This is a genomic window from Bdellovibrio bacteriovorus (genome assembly GCF_002208115.1).
Taxonomy (GTDB): domain Bacteria; phylum Bdellovibrionota; class Bdellovibrionia; order Bdellovibrionales; family Bdellovibrionaceae; genus Bdellovibrio; species Bdellovibrio bacteriovorus_C.
Genome location: NZ_CP020946.1, coordinates 1,335,969 through 1,357,690, shown reverse-complemented (window position 1 = coordinate 1,357,690; position 21,722 = coordinate 1,335,969). Strand labels below are relative to the sequence as shown.

Sequence of the window (21,722 nt, the reverse complement as noted above, 5' to 3'; positions counted from 1 at the left end):
CCCCCAAATCCCCGTCGTCCGTTACAGCAAATAAGATTCTGGCACGGACAACATGCCTGAACAGATAAAGATAGCCAGCTTGTCGGTTTCCGCAGCACTCCCCAGTGCCGTGGAATTCAACGTGCTGTAGTACTCATCCACAGCCTGCGTGATGTAAACCAGCTCATCGCTGGAAGGCTTACGCATCCAGAAGCGGTCGATCATCAGAATATAAGTGTTGATGGCACCCATTTTACCGTAAGTACCCGGCCCTTTGGCAAAATCCAGGTACTTAAAGATATCGCGAGGGCCTTTTTTCTCTTTGGTCACCGCTTGCTGACAGACCACGCCCGCCAAAGACGTCGTGGCAATAATGCTAGGTGAATTTACCAGCGTCAGATCATTGGCCGGAACCAGCAGATTGCGACGATAATTGATCTCGGAATTCACGAGCGTCATGTTGATATCCGAACTTTTCAGATTCAGAAGTGACATCATGGATTCCAGCGTTTGCTTTGCATCCACCGGCGCCCCATCGATGTCCGACTGGGGCTTGTTGTTGACACTGTTATTGCTGCCATCAACACTGCCACCATTCAAAGTGACTTCCTCAAGACTTGCAAAATCAGTCTGTTGAGCACAGTTTTGAAAGCCCATCGTCACAAACAGGAAAGAGAAGCTCACACCGATCACTGCGCCAATTTTTCTTTTCGCATTCATGGCCTACTCCTCTTTCACCACGCCACAGACAGGGTCCAGGGCGACTTCAGTATAAAGACTTTTTAGATTATAATTGACCGCTTCGAAACGATCCCCCAGGCGAACCAGCGTCGTGTACTGGGTGGATTCAAGTTTTTTCAGGCACACGCTCTCGTAAACGCGTTTGGCCATACACTGACTGAAACGACGGCTTTGAGAAAGCATTTTGCCGAAATCCTTCACTCCCTGGCCGCCACCGGCATTGCTGCCTCTCCAGCCAAAGAACGTAGATTTGCTGCCCAAAACAGCGTTGTTCACGAAGTTATCGCTGCTGACAACAAAACCATAAGGATAGCTGCCTTTGTTCATTTTTGCCGCAACACCCGTGCTGGAATCAAAAGCGTTGCGCGGGAACAAACGCAGTTCTTCACGGGCTTCAAGGTAAGGTGTCACCAGGTTGATCGGAGCCGGCTTGCCTCTGTTGACCAGCTTGCCCAACAGACGGGTTTTTTCCGTATCGGCTGTCTTCGCCGCAGTCAAATACGCATCATAGTGTTCGTACAATACAGACATTTCTTTTTTGTTGTCGAGATTGCAGATCAGGAACAGACGGCGCTGTTCGGCCACATCGGTATTAGCTTTCACCAAATTGTTCAGACAGCCCGCAACATATTGAGTTTTATAGGCATCAACCGCACGGTTCGCCTTCAAGTCCTCCAGGAAGGCGGCTTTTTTTGCACTGAAATCTGCCGCCATTGCATTTGCAATCGCCGGATCGCGAATCGTGCTCAACGTCGGATCCAACTTGCCACGCGCTACGGCCTCGGTGTCCCCGCGTTTCATCAAATAAGCCAGACGTGTCTTGTACCAAGTGGAATTCTCCTGTCTGATCTCCAGATCAGGCAAAATATCCTTTGTTGCCGGGGTAATAAAGTTCGTGCTGTAGGTGTTGTATTCCTGCTGGATACCATGCTGATTGAAGAAGTCCCCGTTCATCTGGGAATATGTGCCGGTCGCACCACCCGTGGTGAAATTGGTGTAATCCAGCTTTGCAAAGGCACCACGCATACCATCCATCACGGAATGGCAGCTTTTACAGCTGGTCAGATATTTGTTGTGATCCCCTGCCGGGAAGCGCTCCACATCACGGCCCACGTATTGGTCAGAAGCCGAAGAATCCGCCGCTTCCGCCATGGACACACACAGGAACTGTTTCAAAGAAAACTCAACGGCACGACGGTTGGTACCACCGCTCAGGTTTCTTTCCGCAAAGGTGCGGGTCGTAAACACACCGGCTGGTTCAGGATTGTTATCCAGACTGACCATCTCATAGTTTTTCTCAGACTGCAGATAAGGCGTGCTCCACGCGGACTTCACCATCTTTTGGCGCGGTTGTTGAACCAGGGATGTCTGCAGATTCATATAAGACGTTTCAACCGGTGTATAGTTGGCCTGATTGAACATGCGGGTTCTTTGATCAGTCTCGTTGGCTACGCCCTTCACGTCATAATAATAATCAGCCGTCAGAATTTCACGGAAATCCTTGCCATCACGAACCACACCAACGATCAACGCCGAGAAGTCGTTGAAAGGCACTTTCACGGATTCATCTTTATTTGAAAGCTTCAAAGACAGATTTTTGATCTGAACATTCAGAAAGTCTGAAGTGCCGGTAATATAGTTCGCTGCACCACGAGTGTCCCCGTTCGCAATGAACTCCGCCACTTTCTTCAGTTCGGGCTTGGTGGAAGACACCTTAACGCCGGTCATTCTCTCGTAGAGTTTCTTGGCCTTAAGCATGTCTGACTCTGCAGCATGAGCGTTTATAATAGAAAACGCTGACGCCACGACAACAAGATATTTGTAGCCCCTCATACTCAATTCCCCCTTGAGTGATTACATTATCGTCTAATTTGGGAAAAATTGTGATGCTCCGGACAGAAAAACTTGTCCGGATTTCCCTGTAGAAGACATTGACGATGATTCACAGTGAAACACTTTTGCCCTCTGAAAGGGCTTAAGTATCTGAAGACAGGATCCATGAATCCCTGCATGAGACACTTTTATGCTCCGGAAGGATGAAAACTAAATGTTCCCCAAGAACGAAAAAGCTGATTCCTGCTTCCGCGAATGCATCATTGCGATACACCTAGGCTGTGGACCCATGTTTTTCAGAGGCTTTTTCGCCATTTAGCCGCCCGTCCCCGCCGCCTTGGGGAACATCTTTTCCTTTAGTTCCGTTTCAATTTGTCGATAAAGTCATTATGAGATTTTTGATTGCAACACTATTGATATCATCTTTGGTTTCACCAGCTTGGGCACTTAAAACTGTCGTCGTTAAAGGTGATCGCGCCCTGATCGACATGGAAGGTGAAGACCTTCAGGTTGGCGACAAACTCGGGGCCCGCAATGCTGAAGGCAAGGCCCGCGCCCTGCTTGAAGTAAAACAAATCAAAAATGGCAAAGCTGTTGCGGCAGTCCTCAAAGGACAAATGACGGCGGACCTGACTGTTGCCAAGATCGGCGGGACCAAAGCGGCTTCCACGGCCAAAAGCGCCGCTCCGGAAAAACCCGGCAAAAGCAAATCATCCTGGGGTGTGACTGCAGGTTACGCCATGAATAACATGACGGTGAAACCCAGCTCCAGCTCTTCGGTGGCTTTGAGCGGCAGCAGCATCAATGCTTCTGCATTCTATCAGATGCCACTGGATGGAAACATCAGCGCGCGCATTCTGGGGGGCTATGAAACCCTGAGCGCCAAAGGCAGCTCTTCCACAGTCAGTTGCTCAGGTTCTGATTGTACCGTCGACATCAGCTATCTGGGGGTAGAGGCTTTGGTGCGCTATTCTTACCTTCGCAACACCAAGATGGACGCCTGGGTTGGCGGCGGTCTGGGCTTCCTGTTCGCCATTGGCAAATCCAGTAACGTTTTGGACACCAGCAAAATCAGCACGAATCAAACCATCGTGGGCTCTTTGGGTCTGGACTATCATCTGGATCGCAAAAGCTTTATTCCGGTACAACTGGATTATGCCATGTTCCCGGATAACAACACCTCGTCTGCGAATCAGATCATCATCCGCGCAGGATGGGGCTGGCAGTTCTAATGAAGAAGGTCGTCTTCTTCCTCTTGATCGCCTTTATCGCGGTTTCGGCATACTATAACGACAAAGAAGGCCAGGCCGACTTTGCCTCCACCAGCCGCACATTCACTCCCATTAAACTTCCGGCTTTGCCTAAAAGCGGTTTGAACAGCTTCAACACCGCTGCAGAAGCCTATAACTTTCAGGAATCCCAGCACGAACGAAACGTCTTTCACTGGACACCGGGTTTTCCAGTTTACATTCCTGCTTTTGACAGTCAGAACCGCGCTTACTTGCGTCAGCATGAACGCAGTCAGACCACGGCCTTGACCACGGGTTTTGTCCGCTATGACGGGGGTGGCTGGACTGAACTTGGTTTGGGATCAGATTTTCTGAAGGACCTTTACCCGAAATCCAATGTCGATGAACTGGCCCGAGCCAACCGCCAGGATCTGTTGTGGGACCCCAAGATGGCGGTGTTTGACCGGGACGACATCATGTACACGCCCCTAAGAATCAAAGATGGCGTTGAGAAAAGTTATGTCGTGGCCTACTCCAAAGACTATGGTCGCAGTTGGAAGGCTTTGAATCTTCTGACTGAAAGCGCTTTGCCTGAATGGTATGACCTGGAAAGACCCACCTCGGTGGAAGCCCTGCCCGGTCCTCCGGCTTTTTTGTATTATCAAGCCACGGGAAAAGCGCCGGGCTATGAACGCGGTTTTGAATACTGGCAAGGTACCGTCGGCAAACTGACTTTCCAGATGACCCATTTCAAACAAGGCGAACTGGTCAAGGATCTGCCTGTGGTGCTGTCTGAAAATGCCCAGCCCATCGGCTATCGCAGTGGCAGTGGCGTTAAAATCCTGCGTTCCAAAGACAAGTACTTTATCACTTGGCTTGAAGCAACGCTGGATCACAAAATGGAAAAGAACGAGCGTGGCCGAGTGACGAACTCCAAGCCTGACAAAGCCGGTAATCCCTACTCTGCCATCTGGATTGCGGAAGTGGACGTGAAAACGCGCAACTTCAAAAAAACCGAGATCCTGAAAACCTGGCCACTGAATGACAGTCACAATCAGCCGGCCATCGTGCGCAGTCAGGATGGCACTTTGCACGTCATTGGGGGCGCGCATGGCGCTCACTTCACGTATACAAGAAGTTTGAAACCGGATTCTATCGACAGTTGGAGCCCGTCAGAATATGTGAACACCACGGACAGTGGTTACTCTGCGAATTTCAATATCCCGGGCGTTAAGGGTGGCAGCCAAACTTATGCGTCTTTGGTGATTGATCCCCAGAACCGCCTGCACTTGGCTTACCGCCTGTGGGCCCATGACAAATCCGTATTTGATTTTGAGTACTTCGGTGCTTTGGCTTATCAGAGTGCAGAGCCTGACAACAGCGGCAAAAACTGGAAATGGTCCGAGCCTAAAATTCTGGTATACCCGAATGCTCAGGAATACACCCATTACTATCAGGTGCTGACAATGGACCGCAAAGGCAACCTGTATCTGGAATACAGCCAGATGCGCCCCTATGCGCCTTATTACTTTAAATCACCCAGTGGTGAGGCCATCAACACCTCCCCGATGCTGAACTCGGCGTTGTTGAAATCAGAGGACCAGGGCAAAAACTGGTTCCTGGTCAATGACAAGGATTTCAAATAAAAAAAGCTCCCCTTCGGGAGCTTTTTCTTTTTCTAACTATTCAAATCTGAATTACTTAATGGACATCAACAATGCAGATGTTTCTGCGATCCATGGAGTGTAAGCATCCACGCGAGTGAAGATGGACATCATGAAGCAGTCCGGAGTCAAAGGAATTGGCAAAGAGTCCCCACGGCTGGCAACACCCATCAAATACAGACGGCCGTCTTTCTGAACATACGCAGGACCACCGGAATCACCACTGCAAATACCTTTGCGAATGGACTGATCCAGCATGATTTCAGTTGTTCCATACAGGGAACGTTTCACTTTCAATTCCGTTGTGCGCAGAGTCCCTGCACCTTTTTTAACACCCCAAGCCCAGTTCAAACCAAAGCCCGCCACCACAACGTTGGAACCTTTCTGCAACTGGTTGAATTCTGTATACAATGGAGCTGGAGCATAACCCGCAGGCAATGCACCTTCAAATCTGACCAAAGCCACGTCGGCCGTGTCTTCCACGCGCTCAGGATTGTAGTCCTTATGCTGAAGAGCTTTTACCGTCTTACGAACCTTCGCAGGATCAAGACCCTTCATTTCCTGACCGAAGAAAACAATCAGCTTGTCAGAATTTGGATCCACGCAGTGAGCTGCCGTCAGAACCAACTGGGGAGCAATCAAAGTCCCCGAGCACAAAGCACCGGCTTTTTCATCGTAAAGACCCACGGTAGAGCGAGCGATGATATCGTTGGCAGAAACCTTGTCGCCACCAATAACATCCTGGGTACCTTGCGCCTGAATTTGAGCGGCATTTTGATCCGCACAGGCAGCCAACATCGCAGCCGAAACCATCATCAAAGAAATCTTTTTGAGCATTTGAGCACTCCTTTAAAAGCGCTCCCCTTCTATCAAAAAAAGTCCCGCCGCGCCTCCTATTAAAAGTGTTCCCAGATGTTTTTACCCTACCGTCCTGATTTTTGACAATTTTGGGCCCACCGCCACAACCACAACAGCCCAGATCGCAATGGCTCGCCAAGCGCGGTGGTCCCCACTTTGAAGTATTTCAATCCGTTCAAAGATTTACCCTCCAAAGGATAAGAAAATGAAAATGACTAAGATTGCGGTGCTTTGTCTGATGTTCGGCTCTTCCCTGTCCCAGGCGGCGGGCCTTGATGTTTCCCAGATCCAAAACTGTCTGCATCAGGAACAGTCCCTTTACAGCTCCCAGCATCCCCTGAAAGCTCAGTACCTGCTGCAGGAAGTGGAAGGCTCGGTTCGCGATCTTATCCTGACGACAGCGTCACACAAAGAGCACATCGCCGCCGTGCAAGAGATCCTTAAAACCTCCGACTCTTGCGCTGAGGCCCGCACGCGTGCTTTGAGTTTCGCCAAAGCCAAAGACCTGGCGGCGCTGCCGATGCTGCAAGCCCTGGTCGACAGCAAAAAATCGGATATGGAAGAACTGAAGCTTTGGGATGCCGAAGCCAGAAAGGCATTGAAAGAAGCCTCTTACACTCAGGCAGAAAGCACTTTCCAAGCGGACCGCCACCCTTCTCTGGCGCTCTTCATGGCTTCTGGTGAAACGACTTCCATTCTGGAAGGCTCTTTTGAATTTGCCGCTGACAGCACGATGAAGACTTCTTTGGAAACACTGGCTGGGGCCGATGGCAACGCCGATCTTTTGGAGGCCCGCTTGTCAGAAAGAATCCGCGCCGAAGCGGACCAGAAAATGGAAAAAGCCCTGGCGTTAAGCGCGGGTCTGCTTAAATAAGTTTAAGGCGCCGCTAAAAGGCGCCTGTATCAATTTTGGACACCGGCAGAAGCTTCTGTCCCCTATTAATTGCTTCTGAGGCCGTCTCAAATTGGAATCTGCTTTGCAACTAGTGGCTGAGGCCGAAAGGCCCCTAACCATGAGGACGAAAAAATGGTACGTCGGTTTCATACATCCAAGATGCTGATCCCACTTCTGCTGACTTTGCAGAGTCTGAATGCCCATGCTATCACGGACGCCAATCCGCAGATTGCAAACAAGCATCTGATGCCCAATGCTGTGCGCGTGCAAATCACCCCACGCGGGATGAAATACTTCGACAACCGCTTGAGCGAAATCCTGGGTAACGTCGGCGTGAAACTGGATGAGGGCTACTTCCCGGCGATGAGCTACACCGCTGAAAAGCCCATCAATATGGACGACTTCATGGATGCGAATCCTGAAATGGTCAAAATGTACCAGCAGGTGCGCGGTCTATTGACCCGCTGGCTGGTGGGCTTCTCGATGAATGATCACCAACCGACTATTGAAATCGGTGAATCCGGTTACGTGGCGAAGTTCTCGCGTTTTGGTCTGGTGACTGATGAAATTCTGATGGAAGCTCTGGGTAAGCGTGATGGCGCCATCCTGGCGATTGAACTTGAAGTCAAAAAACTGACGATCTCCACCAAATCCGTGGTGGCGTGGGACACTCAAAACGAATTCCTGGGTAAAGCCGGTTTTGAAGACGTGACTTTGCAGGCCGCGGATGAGGAAATGCCTCTGAAAATCCGTCTGCCATTCTATCTGCGCATGAACAACCTGGGCGGACTTGAATTTGAAGCTTTGGAGATTTCCAACAACTTTGATTCCATCCCCCTGGGTTTGAAATACGGCCGTCTGATCGTTCCGCAGTTCGCCGTGGAAGTGAACGGCAAGAAATTCTATGTGAACAACGAGGAACTGGAAAGACTGTTCCAGTCCCAGGCTCCGATGATTCTTGAAAAAGTCCGCGGCAGCATCGGTGACTTCGCCCGCACGCAATTGCCGGCCATGCTGAATCAGAAGGCCAAAGAATTCCTGGGTGGATCTTTAGAACAGGTTCAGGACATGGCAGCCCCAGGTCAGGAACCGACCGACACCCGTCCCGCTTTCAAGTGGGGCTTGCAGTTGCAAAGCCTGAATCTTAAGAAATCCCTGAATGTGGATCTGACCACCTATGTGGAAGATCCGATCAACGCTCAGAGTGCTCCGGTGAAATCGCACGCTTCCCGTGGGGCTCCGTCTTTCACGGCCGTGACCCAGGAAAACTATGACATCGGCCTGAGCGTGGACCGCGCCCTGATCAACCGCGTTCTGCAACTGGCTTTCGAGCGCAAAAACTTCGAACAGATCAAACAAAGTGATGGTTCCGTTTTGAAACTGGTCGCGACGCCACTGATTGACTATGTAAAAACTCCAGCCGGTGTGGCGGTTAAGCCTACGGAAACCTTCGTTAAATTGAGAGTTTCCGTCGAAATCAAGCCCGGAAGCATGTTCTTGAAAAACACCATCGTGGTGGACTTCGATATCATTGCAAAATTGCGCCAATTGAGTGATAAGACCGGCATGCAGTTGCTGATGTACTCCATCGACACTGACAGCATGTACCTGGATGACAAGTACATCTCGACAGCCGGCAAGCTGTTCAAAGGCAAAGTCCGTGAAGGTGTGAAGGACGAGCTGAAAAAACGCAGTGCCAACTGGGCCAAGACGGAAGAAGCCCTTCCAGGCGGCCTGCCACTGCCACCGCAGATTTTGGGAATTAAACTGGATATCAATCGTGTGATGATGGATCCAAATGGTCACCTGATCATGTATCTGGATTACGCGAAAACAGGAGCAAACTAAATGAGATCCCTCAAACTTATTATCATCAATGCTTTGACTCTGATCATCGGTCTGGGCCTTATGAGTGGTTCGGTATCACAAAGAAGTGCAGAAGCTGCACGCTTTGAAACGATCCCGTCCCTTCAGGTCAACAAACTGGGCAACTATCGCGGTCAGTACCTGACGGTTCTTTATGCTGTCGGCTCCCGCCCGTTCATCTCCACCGAGAATTCCTCAATCTCTATTTCTCAGGTGAAAGAGGCGCGCACCGTTTACATTTCTGCTGATTCCATGAGCTTGCCATCCGTACAGGTGGAAAAAGAGGGCTTCCGTCCTTCTTACAACATCGTGGTGTTTGTGGTGTCCCCGCAAGCCAACTACAGCTGGGTGAACGCGGATGGTTCCGTGCCTCAGGGCATGACCGCCACCGGCAACCGTCTGAGCTCTTTGATCAACGCGATCAACAAAACCGATGTTGATGGTTTCATCTCGGCTCAAGGCGAAGCCGGCACTTTGCAAATCAATCTGGTGAAGTAGTTCTGAACTGAAAAATCAGAAAAAGAAAAGGCCCTGACTCAGGGCCTTTTTTTATTTTATCCCAAGGACACAGACGCCGCGGCCCTCTGCCCGGTTTCAATCGCCCCTTGCAGGGTTCCGGCAAAACGCAGGCTGGTGTGTTCGCCCGCAAACAGCAACTGCCCGTTCAATTCCGGATCGGCGGCAGCCCCGCGATACTTCATATACTGGCCTGGTTTAAACACCGCCATGGACCCCAAAGACCACTTGCGCTGCTTCCAGTTCACCATCTGATCGCGGCCGTTGAATTTTGTCGGCACTTCGCCATAGAACAAACCCAGGTCCTTCAATGTTTCTTCGGTGGCAGCGGCCCCGGCCTTCAAGCCGGCACTGCCTCCGCGTTGCCAGGTCAGAAGACCTTGCGTGCCAGCCTGAGAACGCCCGGAGTCCCAGATTTTCTCGGTCAGGAAGTCACCGGTGAAGTTCCCAAGATTCGCTGGCGTTGAGCCACTGCGATTCTTCCAGAAGGGGCTGGCAAACGGGATCAGTCCTTTGGAATGCGTCGCGTACTCTTGAGTGCGCACGGCCTCTTTTTTAAGGTTGGAAATTTCCAGATCCATAAAGCCCTTCACTTCACGCAGTTTTGAGAACGGAATCGTGCAGATCACACTGCGCGTGCGGAAGGTTTCTTTGCCCTGCGGTCCCTGGAAAGTCAGCTCGAAGGTTTCATTCTCAAAGGACATTTCCACCAGGGCCATGTTCATCTTCACGGAATAGTCCGGAATCACACCGGCCACTCGGGAAGCCAAAGTCTGCATCAGATTGGAAAGCCCGCCTTCCATGCGATAGGTCGTGCGCGCACCCAGCAGCGAGCTGCCTTCAGCGTCCACGGTGGAAAGGAAATGCAAAGACGACTGATCTGCCGCATCCACGCCAAAACGACTGACCGCCTGCACTTCGATCAACTGACGCAGCACCGGATCCACTTCCGAGGACCATGACTCCAGAAGGTCTTTCAAAGACAAAGTGTCATAGTAAGCGGCGCGCTCAAACTGAAAGGCGTTTTTGTAACTCAGCACCACGTCCTGGTCGCGATACAGATCCAGGCGCACACGGCGTAAAGGCGCCTGCAGGGTTTTGAGTCGTGGCAGCAGATCCTTCACACGGTACTGTTTGCCATCAAAGGAAAACAGGTGTGCTTCCACATCTGTCGGAGTTTTGATTTCGCGCACGGGCAGATTCAGTTCTTTGGCAAGACTCAGCAACTGCACATGAGAGTTGTCAAAAAACTCGGCCCCCAGTTCGCCCACGGGGCCTGCTTCACCGAACACGGGAACACTTTGCACGCGGCCCCCCACACGTGAGGAGGCCTCAAAGATACGGAAAGGGATTTTCTTCTTTTTCAGTTCAAAAGCTGCAGCCAGGCCGGCCGCTCCGGCCCCCAGAATGACAACTTCACTGCGCAGGTCGCGGGAATCCCCCATGAAGAATCGCTCGGCACTGGCGCAGCCGCCCCATGCCAAAGCCGAAGACCCCAGGGCCGAGATTTTTAAAAACTCGCGACGAGTAAAAGAACTTTTTGCCATCAATCCCTCACCTGCATAGAATGGCAACACTTTGAAGCAGAATCAAATCAATCTCACAAATCTCGATAGAATGTTTGATGACCTCGCGGACCATCACTGGGCCGTCGCCACCGAGGTTTTCTCACAGGATTTTTGTCAGGCGCTCGCCCACGAGTGTCAAAATCTGCACGCTGCCGGCGCTTTGAACAAAGCCTCCATCGGTCACTCTGCCACCAAGACGGTGAACGCGGAAATTCGCGGTGATTTCACTCTGTGGCTGGAGCAGGACACGGGCTCGGATTTGCAAAAGCAGTTCCTGGCTCAGCTTGAAGTTCTGCGCCAAAAACTGAATGAGAATTTTTATTTGGGTCTCCAAAGATTTGAATCTCACTTTGCCCTGTATCCTCCCGGCGGAGGTTATGATAAGCATATCGACAACCACCGCGGTTCCGGCGCAAGACGGATCACTTTCATCCTCTACCTCAATGCCCACTGGCAAAAAGGCGACGGAGGAGAACTGAGTTTGTACAGCCCCGAAGATGAAAACCTTCTGCTGGCGCAAGTGCAACCCCGCCTTGGAACATTGGTCCTTTTCCGCAGCGATCTCTTTCCCCATCAGGTGGAAAAGAGTCATTCACCCCGGCTCAGTCTGACTGGCTGGTTTAGGAACGACGCATCATGAAGTCATTGTTCGCAGAAGTAGTTTTCACTCGCATTCACGCCCGCATCACGGTTCTGATTTGTTCTTTGGTGGCGGCGGTTCTGGGCTTGATGGGTCCTTTCTTTCAGAAGGAATTCATCGACCAGTTGACCGGAGTCGAAAGCAAGCTGCACTTCATCCAGTTTGATCACACCCTGTCTTACATCATTGGCGCTTTCTTCTGTGTTTTGCTGGCCCAGGCTTTCTCGCAACTGACAAACTTCCTGAGTGTTCGCGAGGCCCTGCACATGCAAAAGGTCTTTGCCAAACGTCTTTACAACAAAACCCTGCACTTGCGTGTCGACACCATGAGCGGCCGCCCGGTGGGGGAAATTGTTTCCCTGTACGCCACGGACGTGCAAGGGGCCACGGTGTTTTTGGATCAGACCCTGCCCGCGGGTGCTTCCACGATATTCCCGCTGATTCTGGCGCCATTTGCAATTTCACTGCTGTTTGATATTCCTCTGTGGCCCACGGTGCTGATGATGCTGGGGATTTCCTGCTTAAACACGTTCATGGCATTTCGTCAGTCCAAGTTCTTTTTTAATTTCAAACAACTGGCGGCGGAACGCATTGGCCTGGTGAATGAGTGGATCCAGAACATCCGCACCATCCGCATTCTTAGCTGGACCCATCACTTTGAAAGCAACATCTTCGCCAAACGTGAAATCGAAACCAGCAACCGTGTTTCCATGGTCACCAACGGTCAGATGATGAACTCCATTTCCACCTCCATCACGTTCTTCCTGAATGTGGTGGCCCTGGCAACTTTGGTGTTCTATTCAAAGCACACCCTGACCAGTGGCGAACTTTTGGCACTGCTTTGGATTGTGGCGGTGTTCCTGACCCGCCCTTTCCGTCAAATGCCGTGGTTCTTTACTTTTGCCTTTGATTCCTGGACGTCCCTGCGCCGTCTGGAAGAATTCTTCTCGACACAAAACAATGAAACCGCGGAAAACTCCCAGGAGCGCCGTCAGGCAGAGCTGGCCGACAAGTACGCCCTGCAGGTGCGCGGCTTGAATCTGACTGTGGCCCAAAGAAAGATCCTGCGCAATGTGGATCTGGATATCGCTCACGGGGAATTTGTCGCCGTTGTTGGCGAAGTGGGTGCTGGTAAATCCATGCTGCTGTTGTCGCTGCTAAAAGAAACCGGGGCTCATTTTGACTTCTATCATCTGGGTGGCAAAAACGCCCTGAAGATTTCTGTTGATGATGTTCGTTCGCACTTTGCCTATGTCCCACAGGAAGGCTTTATCATGAACGCCACCTTGCGCGAAAACGTGGCCTTCTTGTACGACATCGAAGCCGAGCGGGATCCGATGGTGGAGGAATCCCTGCGTCTGGCGCAGTTTGACCTGGACACCGAGCGCGTGGAAAAAGGTCTGAACACTGAAATCGGTGAACGCGGTGTGAATCTTTCCGGGGGCCAGAAGCAGCGTGTGGGACTTGCGCGAGTACACTATCACGAAGCCCCGATCATGCTGCTGGATGACTGCCTGAGCGCGGTGGATGTCGATACGGAACATAAATTATTTGAACAACTCTTGCTGGGTGCCTGGGCGGACCGCACCCGTTTGCTGGTGACTCACCGTCTCAGTGCGCTTCACCGCGTGGACCGTATTTTGTTCATGGAAGACGGTCAGATTATTGATTCCGGTAGTTACGAAGAACTGCTGGCGCGCAACGAAAAATTCCGCGAATACACCACCAGTGTCGCCAAAGAAGCCACTGAAAAAGAATCCGCAAAGAAAGCGGAGGTGCCTCATGTCTAGTGCCCCTATCAAAGCCAAATACCTGAGCGACGGTGACACGAAAAAAGACGGCGGATACAACAAGAGCATTTATGAAACCCTGAAATTTGCCTACAGCCCGTTCTTCACGCGCATTGTCCTGTGTCTGATTCTGGGAATCACTGGACGTGGATTGCTGCTGGCAAACACCAACGTGATCGGCTATTGGGTCGATTCCATCGTTGGCAAAGAGAATATCTTGTCGGGCCTCAGCTCTGCCCAGTTGATCGCCCTGCTGGGCGTGATGGCCGTGACAGGTTTTATATTAACGATGACCTTCCGGGTCAGTTTTTCGCGCTTGTCGGCTCAGGCGATTTCCTCATTCTATGATGAAGTGACTTTGCGCACGTCCCGCCTGCCGATGAGTTTCTTTGACAACACTCCGGCCGGACGAATCATCACGCGTTTTTCCAGTGACTATGGCAACGTCTTCCGTCTGTTCGGGGGACCTTTGGCCGAATTTATTTCGATCATCTTTGATCTGACCATGATGATCATTCTGATCACCGTGGCCAATCCGGTGTACCTGATCTTCGTGGTCTTTATCGCCTTGATGAACTATCTGATTTACAAACTGAATCAGGAAAAACTGCGCACGGCCCGTCGCGAACTGTCGGCCAGCCGCTCGCCCAGCATCGCGCACTTTGCAGAAACCACCCAAGGGGCCAGCACCATTCGTTCATTCCGCCGTCAGCAGTCCTTCAGTGAACGTTTTGAACGCCTGGACAGCCACTTCCTGACACAAAAGATGGACACCACAAAAAGCCTGCTGAGCTTTTCCCTGCAGATGAACAGCCTGACCGCCCTGCTGCTTTTGGTGACGGGTGTGTCGGCTTACTTTATGATTGAAAAAGGCTGGGCGACGGTGGGGTCCGTGGGTGTGGCCTTTGCCTTTATCGCGCTTTCCGGAAACACCGTGCAGATGTTCTTTGAATGGTTGACCCAGTTTGAAGAAGCCATGATCGGCGTTGAGCGTCTGGATCAGTACATGCGCATGAACATCGAACAAGGCAGCTTGCTGCCTTCCAGTGCCACGTTTGCGACCGGGCATCCGACCTATTCCCCGAGTGTTGAAAAGTACCTGTCCACCCGCCGCCTCACCGAAGAACGCAATGCCTCAGTGCAAGTGCAGGATGTGTGGTTCCGCTATCGCGAAGACCTTCCTTGGGTCCTGAAAGGTGTCAATTTTGACGTAAAAGCCGGCGAACGCCTGGGCATCGTGGGACGCACCGGGTCCGGCAAATCCAGTCTGATCCAAGCCTTGTTCTATCTGTACCCGATCGACAAAGGACAGATCGCCATCAACACGCATCAGCCTAAACTGACTGCGGCTGCCAACGGCGTCGACCTGAATCTGTATCGTAAATCCATGGCCTTTATTTCCCAGGAACCCATTCTGTTCCAGGGGACTTTGCGCTTTAACCTGGACATCGAAGGCAACCTGACCGAAGAAAAACTTCTTTCTGTTTTGGCACAGGTGGGCTTGCGTGACTGGGTGCTGGCTCAGCCCGGCGGCTTGGACATGCGCATTGAAGAACGAGGCAAGAACCTGTCACTGGGGGAACGTCAGCTTATGTGCATGGCGCGCTGCCTGCTGCAACAGGCCCCGATTGTTATCATGGATGAGGCCACCAGCTCGGTGGATCCGCAGTCTGAAGAAATCATGGTCCGCGCGACCGAAGAGTTCTTCTCGGATCGCACCCAGATCATCATTGCCCACCGTCTGTCGACACTGGCAAAGTGTGATCGAATCTTATGGTTACAGAATGGCGAGATCAAAGCTTTGGGGCCGACATCCGAAGTGCTGCCTCGCTTTAAAAATACAGAACTGGTCTAACAATTAGGGTTGCCCCTGCCGATGATAAGGGGTATTTCATCGGGCAAAGCATAATTCTTAAACTGGTGGGGCGACATGGACAGCAACAACAACCAGAACAACATCGAAGTCCAGGATCAAGACACAGTTCTCAGTCTGTCTGAGAGCTGGTCTGCCCTTAGTCCGGCTGAACGCCGTGAAAAATTCAAAGACCTTCCCCGCACCGAAGCCGAAGAGCTTTTCCTCAGTCTTAAAACCCACGATCAGGCCGAACTGATCGAAGAAGCGACTCATCTTGAAAAAAGATCCTGGATCCGCCTGCTGGCCCCCGATGACGTGGCCGATTTGATCCAGGAAATGGGTGGCGATCACCGCGAGGACATTCTGTCTTTGCTGGACCCTCAGACCAAACGTGAAGTCACGGCTCTGCTGGCTTACGCAGAAGACGCCGCCGGGGGCTTGATGAGTTCCCGTTTCGTGCGTCTGCGCCCTGACATGAGCGTGGATGAAGCCATCAGCTACATCCGCATTCAGGCGAAAACCCACGTTGAAACGATTTATTACGCTTACGTTTTGGACTCGGACCAGAAGCTTCTGGGTGTGGTTTCTTTCCGTGAGTTGTTCCAGTCTTCTCCGGAAAAGAAAATTGCCGAGATCATGCACACGGATGTTCTGAAAGTTCCCGTTGAAATGGACCAGGAACAAATCGGTCGCATTTTCTCGCAACAGGATCTGATGGCCGTCCCGGTTGTTGATGAAAACGGTATCATGAAAGGTATCGTTACGTTCGATGACGTGGCCACGGCCATTCAGGAAGAAGCGACGGAAGATATCCATAAAATCGGGGGTGTTGAATCCCTGGATGCTCCGTACCTGAAGATCTCGATGCTGGAGATGTTAAAAAAGCGCGGTGGCTGGCTGATGATCCTCTTCCTGGGGGAAATGTTCACGGCGACCGCCATGGCGTTCTTCGAGGATGAACTGTCCAAAGCTGTGGTGCTTTCCATGTTCATTCCTTTGATTATCAGCTCGGGGGGTAACTCGGGTTCTCAGGCTTCCACTTTGATTATTCGTGCGATTGCCCTGCGCGAAGTGCGTTTGCGTGACTGGTGGCGTGTTCTGGGTCGGGAGATCATGACCGGGGCCTGCCTGGGTCTGGTGCTGGGAGCAATTGGTTTCATTCGAATCATGCTGTGGCCGAATCGTGAAACCCTGTACACCGCCCACTACATGCAAGTGGGTCTGACGGTTGCAGCCAGCGTCGTGGGCGTCGTGTTGTGGGGAACTATTTCAGGCTCTATGCTTCCCTTCATCCTGAAAAAAGTCGGCTTTGACCCCGCTTCCGCATCCGCCCCGGCCGTTGCCACGCTGGTCGACGTCACAGGTTTGGTGATTTACTTCACCGCCGCCTCCTTCTTCCTGTCAGGCATCCTGCTCTAAAAGGTTCCTGGTTCTTTTTCAGGCCCACAGCGCAGCAAAAATAGCAGCAATAAAAAGGGAGTCTTTCGACTCCCTTTTTATTTCTTATTTTTCACCACTCACTAAGTCTTGATTAAACCGCTGGTCCAATCTCGAATCATAGCCAGAGTTCCGGTTCGGGCATTTTCGAATGCCACCCCGTAGGCTTTGTTTTCTTCGCACCACACGACTTGCCCCTGCACCTCGATGACTTCGTGGCCATCCGGGCTTTGGATACGCATGGTGACGATACCGCCTTTTTCCAGAGCCTGATCCGTATTGAAGGACAGACCACCCTGGGAAATCGTGTTCACAGAACCCACCAGTTCACGGTCACCGACCTGAACGCGGATTTCAGAACTCATCTTGAAGCGCTCGTGTTTGCGGCGCGCTTTCGGATCACGGGCACGCAGAACCTGCCACAAGATCAAAGGCACCATCAACAATCCAAACACCACACCCGCAGCACCGCCGCCGGCACCGCCCTGACCAGAGCCCGGGCCCTGGCTGACAACAGAGCGAACCAGACCACAACCGCCGCCGCCAGCAGCTCCGTCAGAAGCGACACTTCGCTCTGACAGATAAGACGGTTTGTACGAAGGCTGGGAGGCCATTGTCGATGCCATGCTTTGCGCCCCGTTTAGCAGACTTAAAGCATCAATACGCGCACTGGAAGAAACAACTCCGTTCAGGGAATACACCTGATCTGCGGACTGCAACACCAGTTGTTTGATCTGATAACCGGAAAGACTTGTAGCTTCACGCAAAGCCAAAGCCGCCATGCCGGCCACAAACGGAGCAGCCATACTGGTTCCGGACATTTTCATCGTATCGTTCCCTGGAACGGTACTTTCAATGTATTCACCCGGACTGCCAATGTGAACCGTGTAGCTGCCATAGTTCGAGAAGCCCGAGCGGTCATCCCACTTGGAGGTCGAAGCCACCGCGATGTTGCTTGGAACATCGTAGTTGGCCGGATACATCGGAGCTGAGTCATTGTTGCTGCCATAGTTCCCGGCAGCAGAGACCACCAGCACATGATGGTCATACGCATAAGTGATCGCATCGTGCAAAGAGCGGCTGTAACTTGAACCACCCCAGGAGTTGTTGATTACGCGCGCGCCGTTGTTCACAGCATAATAGATCGCTTTGATGGCATTGGCCGTGGAGCCCGAGCCCCCTGCCCCCAGGAATTTCAAAGGCATGATCTGGATTTTGGATTCAGCCAGAGGACGGGCAAAGATGTTCTGCCCGGCTCCAACGACAATCCCCGCCACGTGGGTTCCGTGGTCATCATCGTCATAGAAATTTCCGGTGTTGGAAATAAAGTTCCAGCCGTTGATGTCATCGACATAACCGTTCTGGTCATCATCCACGCCCGGAGTTCCGTTGGCTTCAATCTGATTGATCCACAGGGCTCCGGTACCGCCGGAGCTGTAAGGCTTAAATACGTCATGGGCCTTGTCCAGCCCCGTATCCACCACCGCCACGATCACCTTGCCGTGCGAGGAGTCCAAAGGCGACTGCTGAGCCCAGGAATCCGCAACCCGAGTATCGGCTGTGGACTGGGAATAAACCGAAGGATTGGAAGAAACATAGCCTGAGGCCACGACGTCCTCATAGGACAGACGCTCTACAGGACCGTTGGGTTCGATTTCGTTCTTCTTCAAAACAAAGTTGGGCTCAATATACTCAACGTCCGGATCGTTTTTTAAAGCCTCAAACATGGCCTTTTCGTCCATGTCAGACTTCATGGAAACCTGGAAAACACCCAGGCCCGGGAAGGCGGCCTTAAAGTTGGCTTTCCCCTGCAGCTTGTTCTGCGCCAATCCAGGTCCTCCGGAAGAGGCCTTGAACTTGATCAGATACTCGCCAGGAACCACTTCAGGAGCTGACTGCGCCCCCGCATTCCACCCAATCAGAATCAATGAAATAAAAAGACCTCTTAGAATCGGCGTCACCGGTTCTCCTTTTCCACTCAGTTACTATTCGGCCGGAAGTCGAGGAGGATTTAGACAAATTATTTTTATTCTGTGCCTCACAGTGAGACAGCGTCAGAACTTGAAGACCGCGGGCTTAGCTGATATCTATTTAATGCCGATAGGTCATCAGAGAACAGGACATCTAGCTATGAAACAACTTCAGAAGATCTTCTTGCAGGGCCTCGTTACATTTTTGCCGATCGCACTGACAATCTATATCATTTACGCTGGCGTCGCGATTGTAGACAGTTTCCTGGGGGATGCTCTTCGCCAAATTCTGCCTATCTATATCCCGGGATTGGGCTTCCTGATCACGATTGTTCTGATTCTTCTGCTGGGTCTGATGCTGAACAACCTGCTGGCGGGCGGTATCTTCCAGAAACTCGAACAAAAGCTGACCAAAGTTCCCTTCATCAAAGCCATCTACAGTCCCCTGCGCGACCTAATGAATCTGTTTTCAAAAGGTGGCGGTCCGGGCGGATTGCAAAAAGTTGTCTTGGTCGATATTGGCGAAGGTGAAAACCCGATTCGTGCCATGGGCCTTGTGACCCGTGAAAGCTTCAAAGATGTTCCTGCCATTGAACAAAATGCCGGGGACCGCGTCGCTGTTTATATTCCAATGAGCTATGGTTTGGGTGGATTCACCCTGATGATCCCAAGAAATCGCATCACTCCGCTGGACATGCCGATTGAAAAAGCCATGAGTCTTGCCATCACCGGCTGGGTGAAGGCCGACAAAAACGAAGGCGAGAAAAAGTAATGTCTGATTCTTCTGAAAACACCCTGAGCAAAGCCCGTCGTATCAATCAGGACACCAGTCGTTATGGTGTGTTTGCGGAAATTGGCGCCGGACAAGAGGTGGCCCGTCACTTTTTCCAGGCCGGTAAAGCGTCCCAGACAATTGCGAAAACTATTTCCGCTTATGACATGGTTGTCAGCGATGACATCTATGGCAAAGAGGCCAACGGCCGCTACGTGTGCGAACCGCGTCTGTACAAGATGCTGGATCATGAATACAGTCTTTTGATCGACCGCCTGACTGGCCCGCGTGGCGCCACCTCCCGATTCTTTGCTCTGGCTAACACCGTGGCGACGGCCTCTTCCGGCAGCAACAAACAATCTCATGGCTGGATGGGTGTGCGTTTCCAATCGGAACCCGGCGGGCCGGCCAACGAAATCATTCTGCATGTGCGCATGCTGGATCGCCATCGTCTGCAGCAGCAGGAAGCCCTGGGTATCCTGGGGGTGAACCTTCTGAACTGCGCGTTCTATCATCTGGACAAGTCTGAGGACTTCATTCCCCTGCTGGCGGAAGGCTTGAAAGACGGTCAGATCATCATTGATGTTATCAAGTTCTCGGGTTCTGCCGTGAAGCACTTCGATGTGCGTCTGATGAATCTGGAACTCGTGCGCCGGGGTCTGGCGGAAGCCATCTTGTTCTCGCCGAAAAATGAGATCCTGAATGTGTCTGACGCCATCTATGGCAAGTCGCTATTGATTCAGCGTGGAACCTATCGTCCGGTGACCGTGACTCACATGGATGTGCTGAAAAAAGGGCTTGAGCAGATGAAGGACGACGTCCTGAAAAGCGAGGGTAAGGCCCTGGAGGTTCTGCCGATCATGGAACTGACCATGCACAATCTGATCACGGACGGAAACGTCAATGAAAAGGATTTCCTGGAGCGCGTAGAAACCCTGACCAGTCAGGGAGTGCATGTTATGATTTCCAATTTCTTCCTGTTCTATGGACTAAAGCGCTTTATCCGTCGCTACAACCCGCACTTCATGGCGCTGGTTGTAGGGGCAAGCCACCTGAACAAACTATTTACTGAAGAGCACTACAGCAACCTGCAAGGCGGCCTGCTAGAGGGCCTGGGTAAACTGTTAGAGCAAAAAACCAAACTGTACATTTATCCGCACAAGACACCAAACCTGTGTCTGACGGCGAAAAGCTTCTTCCCGTCCCCGCACCTGCGCCATATCTATGCTCATTTCATTGAAAACAAGCAGATCGTGGACATTTCCGGCTGCGATGAAACTGGCGACTATTTGCACTCTGCAGATGTGATGAAGATGATTGAATCGGGCGATTCCAAATGGGAGCAACTGGTCCCGCCAAGCGCTCGCGATTTGATCAAATCCAAAAAACTATTCGGCCTCAAATAGAGGCCGAAGGTCCTTTCAAATTTTAAGTTTAAATTCCTAGAAAGTCTCGCAGCGGATGGAACCCACACAGTAAGATGGGTGCACCTGATCGCCACATTGTTTACGAGTATTGTATTCAGCCTCTATCAATGATTTCCCCTCCCCTTTGAAAGTTTTTGCGTAACCTGTATCAGTCAACATACAAATAGCGCCTGCAATCGGACGATCCTGACGTGGATCAGAGCACTTCACCGCCCCTTGACAGTAGCTGGAATGAACCGCTTTGCCGCAGGCTTCGCGAGCCGCAGCTTCCGCTTCAAGCTTTATACGCCCCTTACCTAAAAAGACTTTGCTGTATCCGGTGTCGGTCACCATGCAGGCCACCTCCGCAGCCACCGGAGGGTAAGGTTCCGGTCTTTGATTGTACTCCAGATTGGAAACGCGCTGGTTGATCTGGCTGATAATGCCCTCCAATTGATTCACGCGGGTTTCAAGGATGCGGATGCGCTCCAAAGAGCGTTCCTGACCACGTTCCTGCGCGCCTGCGCTGTTAGCAAAAAGGAAACAGGCAGCAGACAGACCCAATACCAAAGAATTTCTAATAAGTGACATCACAAAGACCCCCAGGTGTTTTACCTCTTCGCCCCATCGAAGAAGGTGAAAACAACTAGAGCAAGATCAGGGCCAACGCTTTCGGTGTCAGAGTGCCCCCAAAAACAAAAAG

At 51.7% G+C, this 21,722-nt stretch carries 17 protein-coding genes; 11 read left to right on the top strand and 6 right to left on the bottom strand.

Features of this window, described 5'->3' with window-relative positions; all coding sequences use genetic code 11:
• Positions 1-21: 21 nt before the first annotated feature.
• The gene (locus B9G79_RS06590) at positions 22-699 is read right to left on the bottom strand and encodes a hypothetical protein (RefSeq protein ID WP_088564812.1); all 678 of its coding nucleotides are present in this window, start codon (positions 697-699) and stop codon (positions 22-24) included.
• Positions 700-702: 3 nt separating this feature from the next.
• Positions 703-2,478, bottom strand: coding sequence for a hypothetical protein (locus B9G79_RS06585; RefSeq protein WP_232469232.1), 1,776 nt, complete (start codon positions 2,476-2,478; stop codon positions 703-705).
• Positions 2,479-2,942: 464 nt separating this feature from the next.
• On the opposite strand from B9G79_RS06585, the gene B9G79_RS06580 reads away from it, so the two are divergent.
• Positions 2,943-3,785: a hypothetical protein gene (locus tag B9G79_RS06580; RefSeq protein ID WP_232469231.1), complete on the top strand. Its 843-nt coding sequence runs from the start codon at positions 2,943-2,945 to the stop codon at positions 3,783-3,785.
• Complete coding sequence (locus B9G79_RS06575) at positions 3,785-5,428, top strand: BNR-4 repeat-containing protein (protein WP_088564811.1); 1,644 nt, start codon at positions 3,785-3,787, stop codon at positions 5,426-5,428. The genes B9G79_RS06580 and B9G79_RS06575 overlap by 1 nt, the downstream gene beginning before the upstream one ends.
• A gap of 51 nt (positions 5,429-5,479) precedes the next feature.
• Here B9G79_RS06575 and B9G79_RS06570 read toward each other — a convergent pair whose 3' ends face one another.
• Entirely contained in the window at positions 5,480-6,283 is an 804-nt protein-coding gene (locus B9G79_RS06570; protein WP_088564810.1) for a S1 family peptidase, read from the bottom strand.
• Between the two features lie 226 nt (positions 6,284-6,509).
• Between B9G79_RS06570 and B9G79_RS06565 the strand changes: the two genes are divergently transcribed.
• From B9G79_RS06565 to B9G79_RS06555, 3 genes are all read left to right on the top strand, one after another.
• Positions 6,510-7,178 carry a hypothetical protein gene (locus B9G79_RS06565; RefSeq protein ID WP_088564809.1) on the top strand — a complete coding sequence of 223 codons (669 nt, stop codon included), beginning with the start codon at positions 6,510-6,512 and terminating at the stop codon, positions 7,176-7,178.
• Positions 7,179-7,331: 153 nt separating this feature from the next.
• Positions 7,332-9,047, top strand: a complete 1,716-nt coding sequence (locus B9G79_RS06560; RefSeq protein WP_088564808.1) for a DUF2785 domain-containing protein — start codon at positions 7,332-7,334, stop codon at positions 9,045-9,047.
• Positions 9,048-9,563: a hypothetical protein gene (locus B9G79_RS06555; RefSeq protein ID WP_088564807.1), complete on the top strand. Its 516-nt coding sequence runs from the start codon at positions 9,048-9,050 to the stop codon at positions 9,561-9,563.
• A 56-nt stretch (positions 9,564-9,619) separates the two neighbouring features.
• Here B9G79_RS06555 and B9G79_RS06550 read toward each other — a convergent pair whose 3' ends face one another.
• A complete protein-coding gene (locus B9G79_RS06550) occupies positions 9,620-11,128 on the bottom strand; it encodes a flavin monoamine oxidase family protein (protein ID WP_232469230.1) in 1,509 nt (502 codons plus the stop codon).
• A 31-nt stretch (positions 11,129-11,159) separates the two neighbouring features.
• Between B9G79_RS06550 and B9G79_RS06545 the strand changes: the two genes are divergently transcribed.
• The 4 genes from B9G79_RS06545 to mgtE all read left to right on the top strand — a co-directional run bounded on the left by B9G79_RS06545 (position 11,160) and on the right by mgtE (position 16,853).
• The gene (locus B9G79_RS06545) at positions 11,160-11,789 is read left to right on the top strand and encodes a 2OG-Fe(II) oxygenase (protein WP_157678746.1); all 630 of its coding nucleotides are present in this window, start codon (positions 11,160-11,162) and stop codon (positions 11,787-11,789) included.
• Positions 11,786-13,579, top strand: coding sequence for an ABC transporter ATP-binding protein (locus B9G79_RS06540; RefSeq protein ID WP_088564804.1), 1,794 nt, complete (start codon positions 11,786-11,788; stop codon positions 13,577-13,579). Before B9G79_RS06545 ends, B9G79_RS06540 begins: the two co-directional genes overlap by 4 nt.
• On the top strand, positions 13,572-15,434 hold the full coding sequence (locus tag B9G79_RS06535) for an ABC transporter ATP-binding protein (RefSeq protein WP_088564803.1): 1,863 nt from the start codon (positions 13,572-13,574) through the stop codon (positions 15,432-15,434). The genes B9G79_RS06540 and B9G79_RS06535 overlap by 8 nt, the downstream gene beginning before the upstream one ends.
• Positions 15,435-15,509: 75 nt before the next feature.
• Positions 15,510-16,853, top strand: a complete 1,344-nt coding sequence (gene mgtE / locus B9G79_RS06530; protein ID WP_088564802.1) for a magnesium transporter — start codon at positions 15,510-15,512, stop codon at positions 16,851-16,853.
• Between the two features lie 101 nt (positions 16,854-16,954).
• Here mgtE and B9G79_RS06525 read toward each other — a convergent pair whose 3' ends face one another.
• Positions 16,955-18,832 (bottom strand): S8 family serine peptidase, encoded by a 1,878-nt coding sequence (locus B9G79_RS06525; protein ID WP_088564801.1) that lies wholly within the window; start codon positions 18,830-18,832, stop codon positions 16,955-16,957.
• A gap of 169 nt (positions 18,833-19,001) precedes the next feature.
• On the opposite strand from B9G79_RS06525, the gene B9G79_RS06520 reads away from it, so the two are divergent.
• Together B9G79_RS06520 and B9G79_RS06515 are read left to right on the top strand one after the other, a co-directional pair.
• Entirely contained in the window at positions 19,002-19,613 is a 612-nt protein-coding gene (locus tag B9G79_RS06520; RefSeq protein ID WP_088564800.1) for a DUF502 domain-containing protein, read from the top strand.
• On the top strand, positions 19,613-21,019 hold the full coding sequence (locus B9G79_RS06515; RefSeq protein WP_088564799.1) for a hypothetical protein: 1,407 nt from the start codon (positions 19,613-19,615) through the stop codon (positions 21,017-21,019). The genes B9G79_RS06520 and B9G79_RS06515 overlap by 1 nt, the downstream gene beginning before the upstream one ends.
• Positions 21,020-21,055: 36 nt before the next feature.
• On the opposite strand, the gene B9G79_RS06510 is transcribed toward B9G79_RS06515, so the two are convergent.
• The gene (locus B9G79_RS06510; protein WP_038449782.1) at positions 21,056-21,610 is read right to left on the bottom strand and encodes a hypothetical protein; all 555 of its coding nucleotides are present in this window, start codon (positions 21,608-21,610) and stop codon (positions 21,056-21,058) included.
• Positions 21,611-21,722 lie beyond the last annotated feature (112 nt).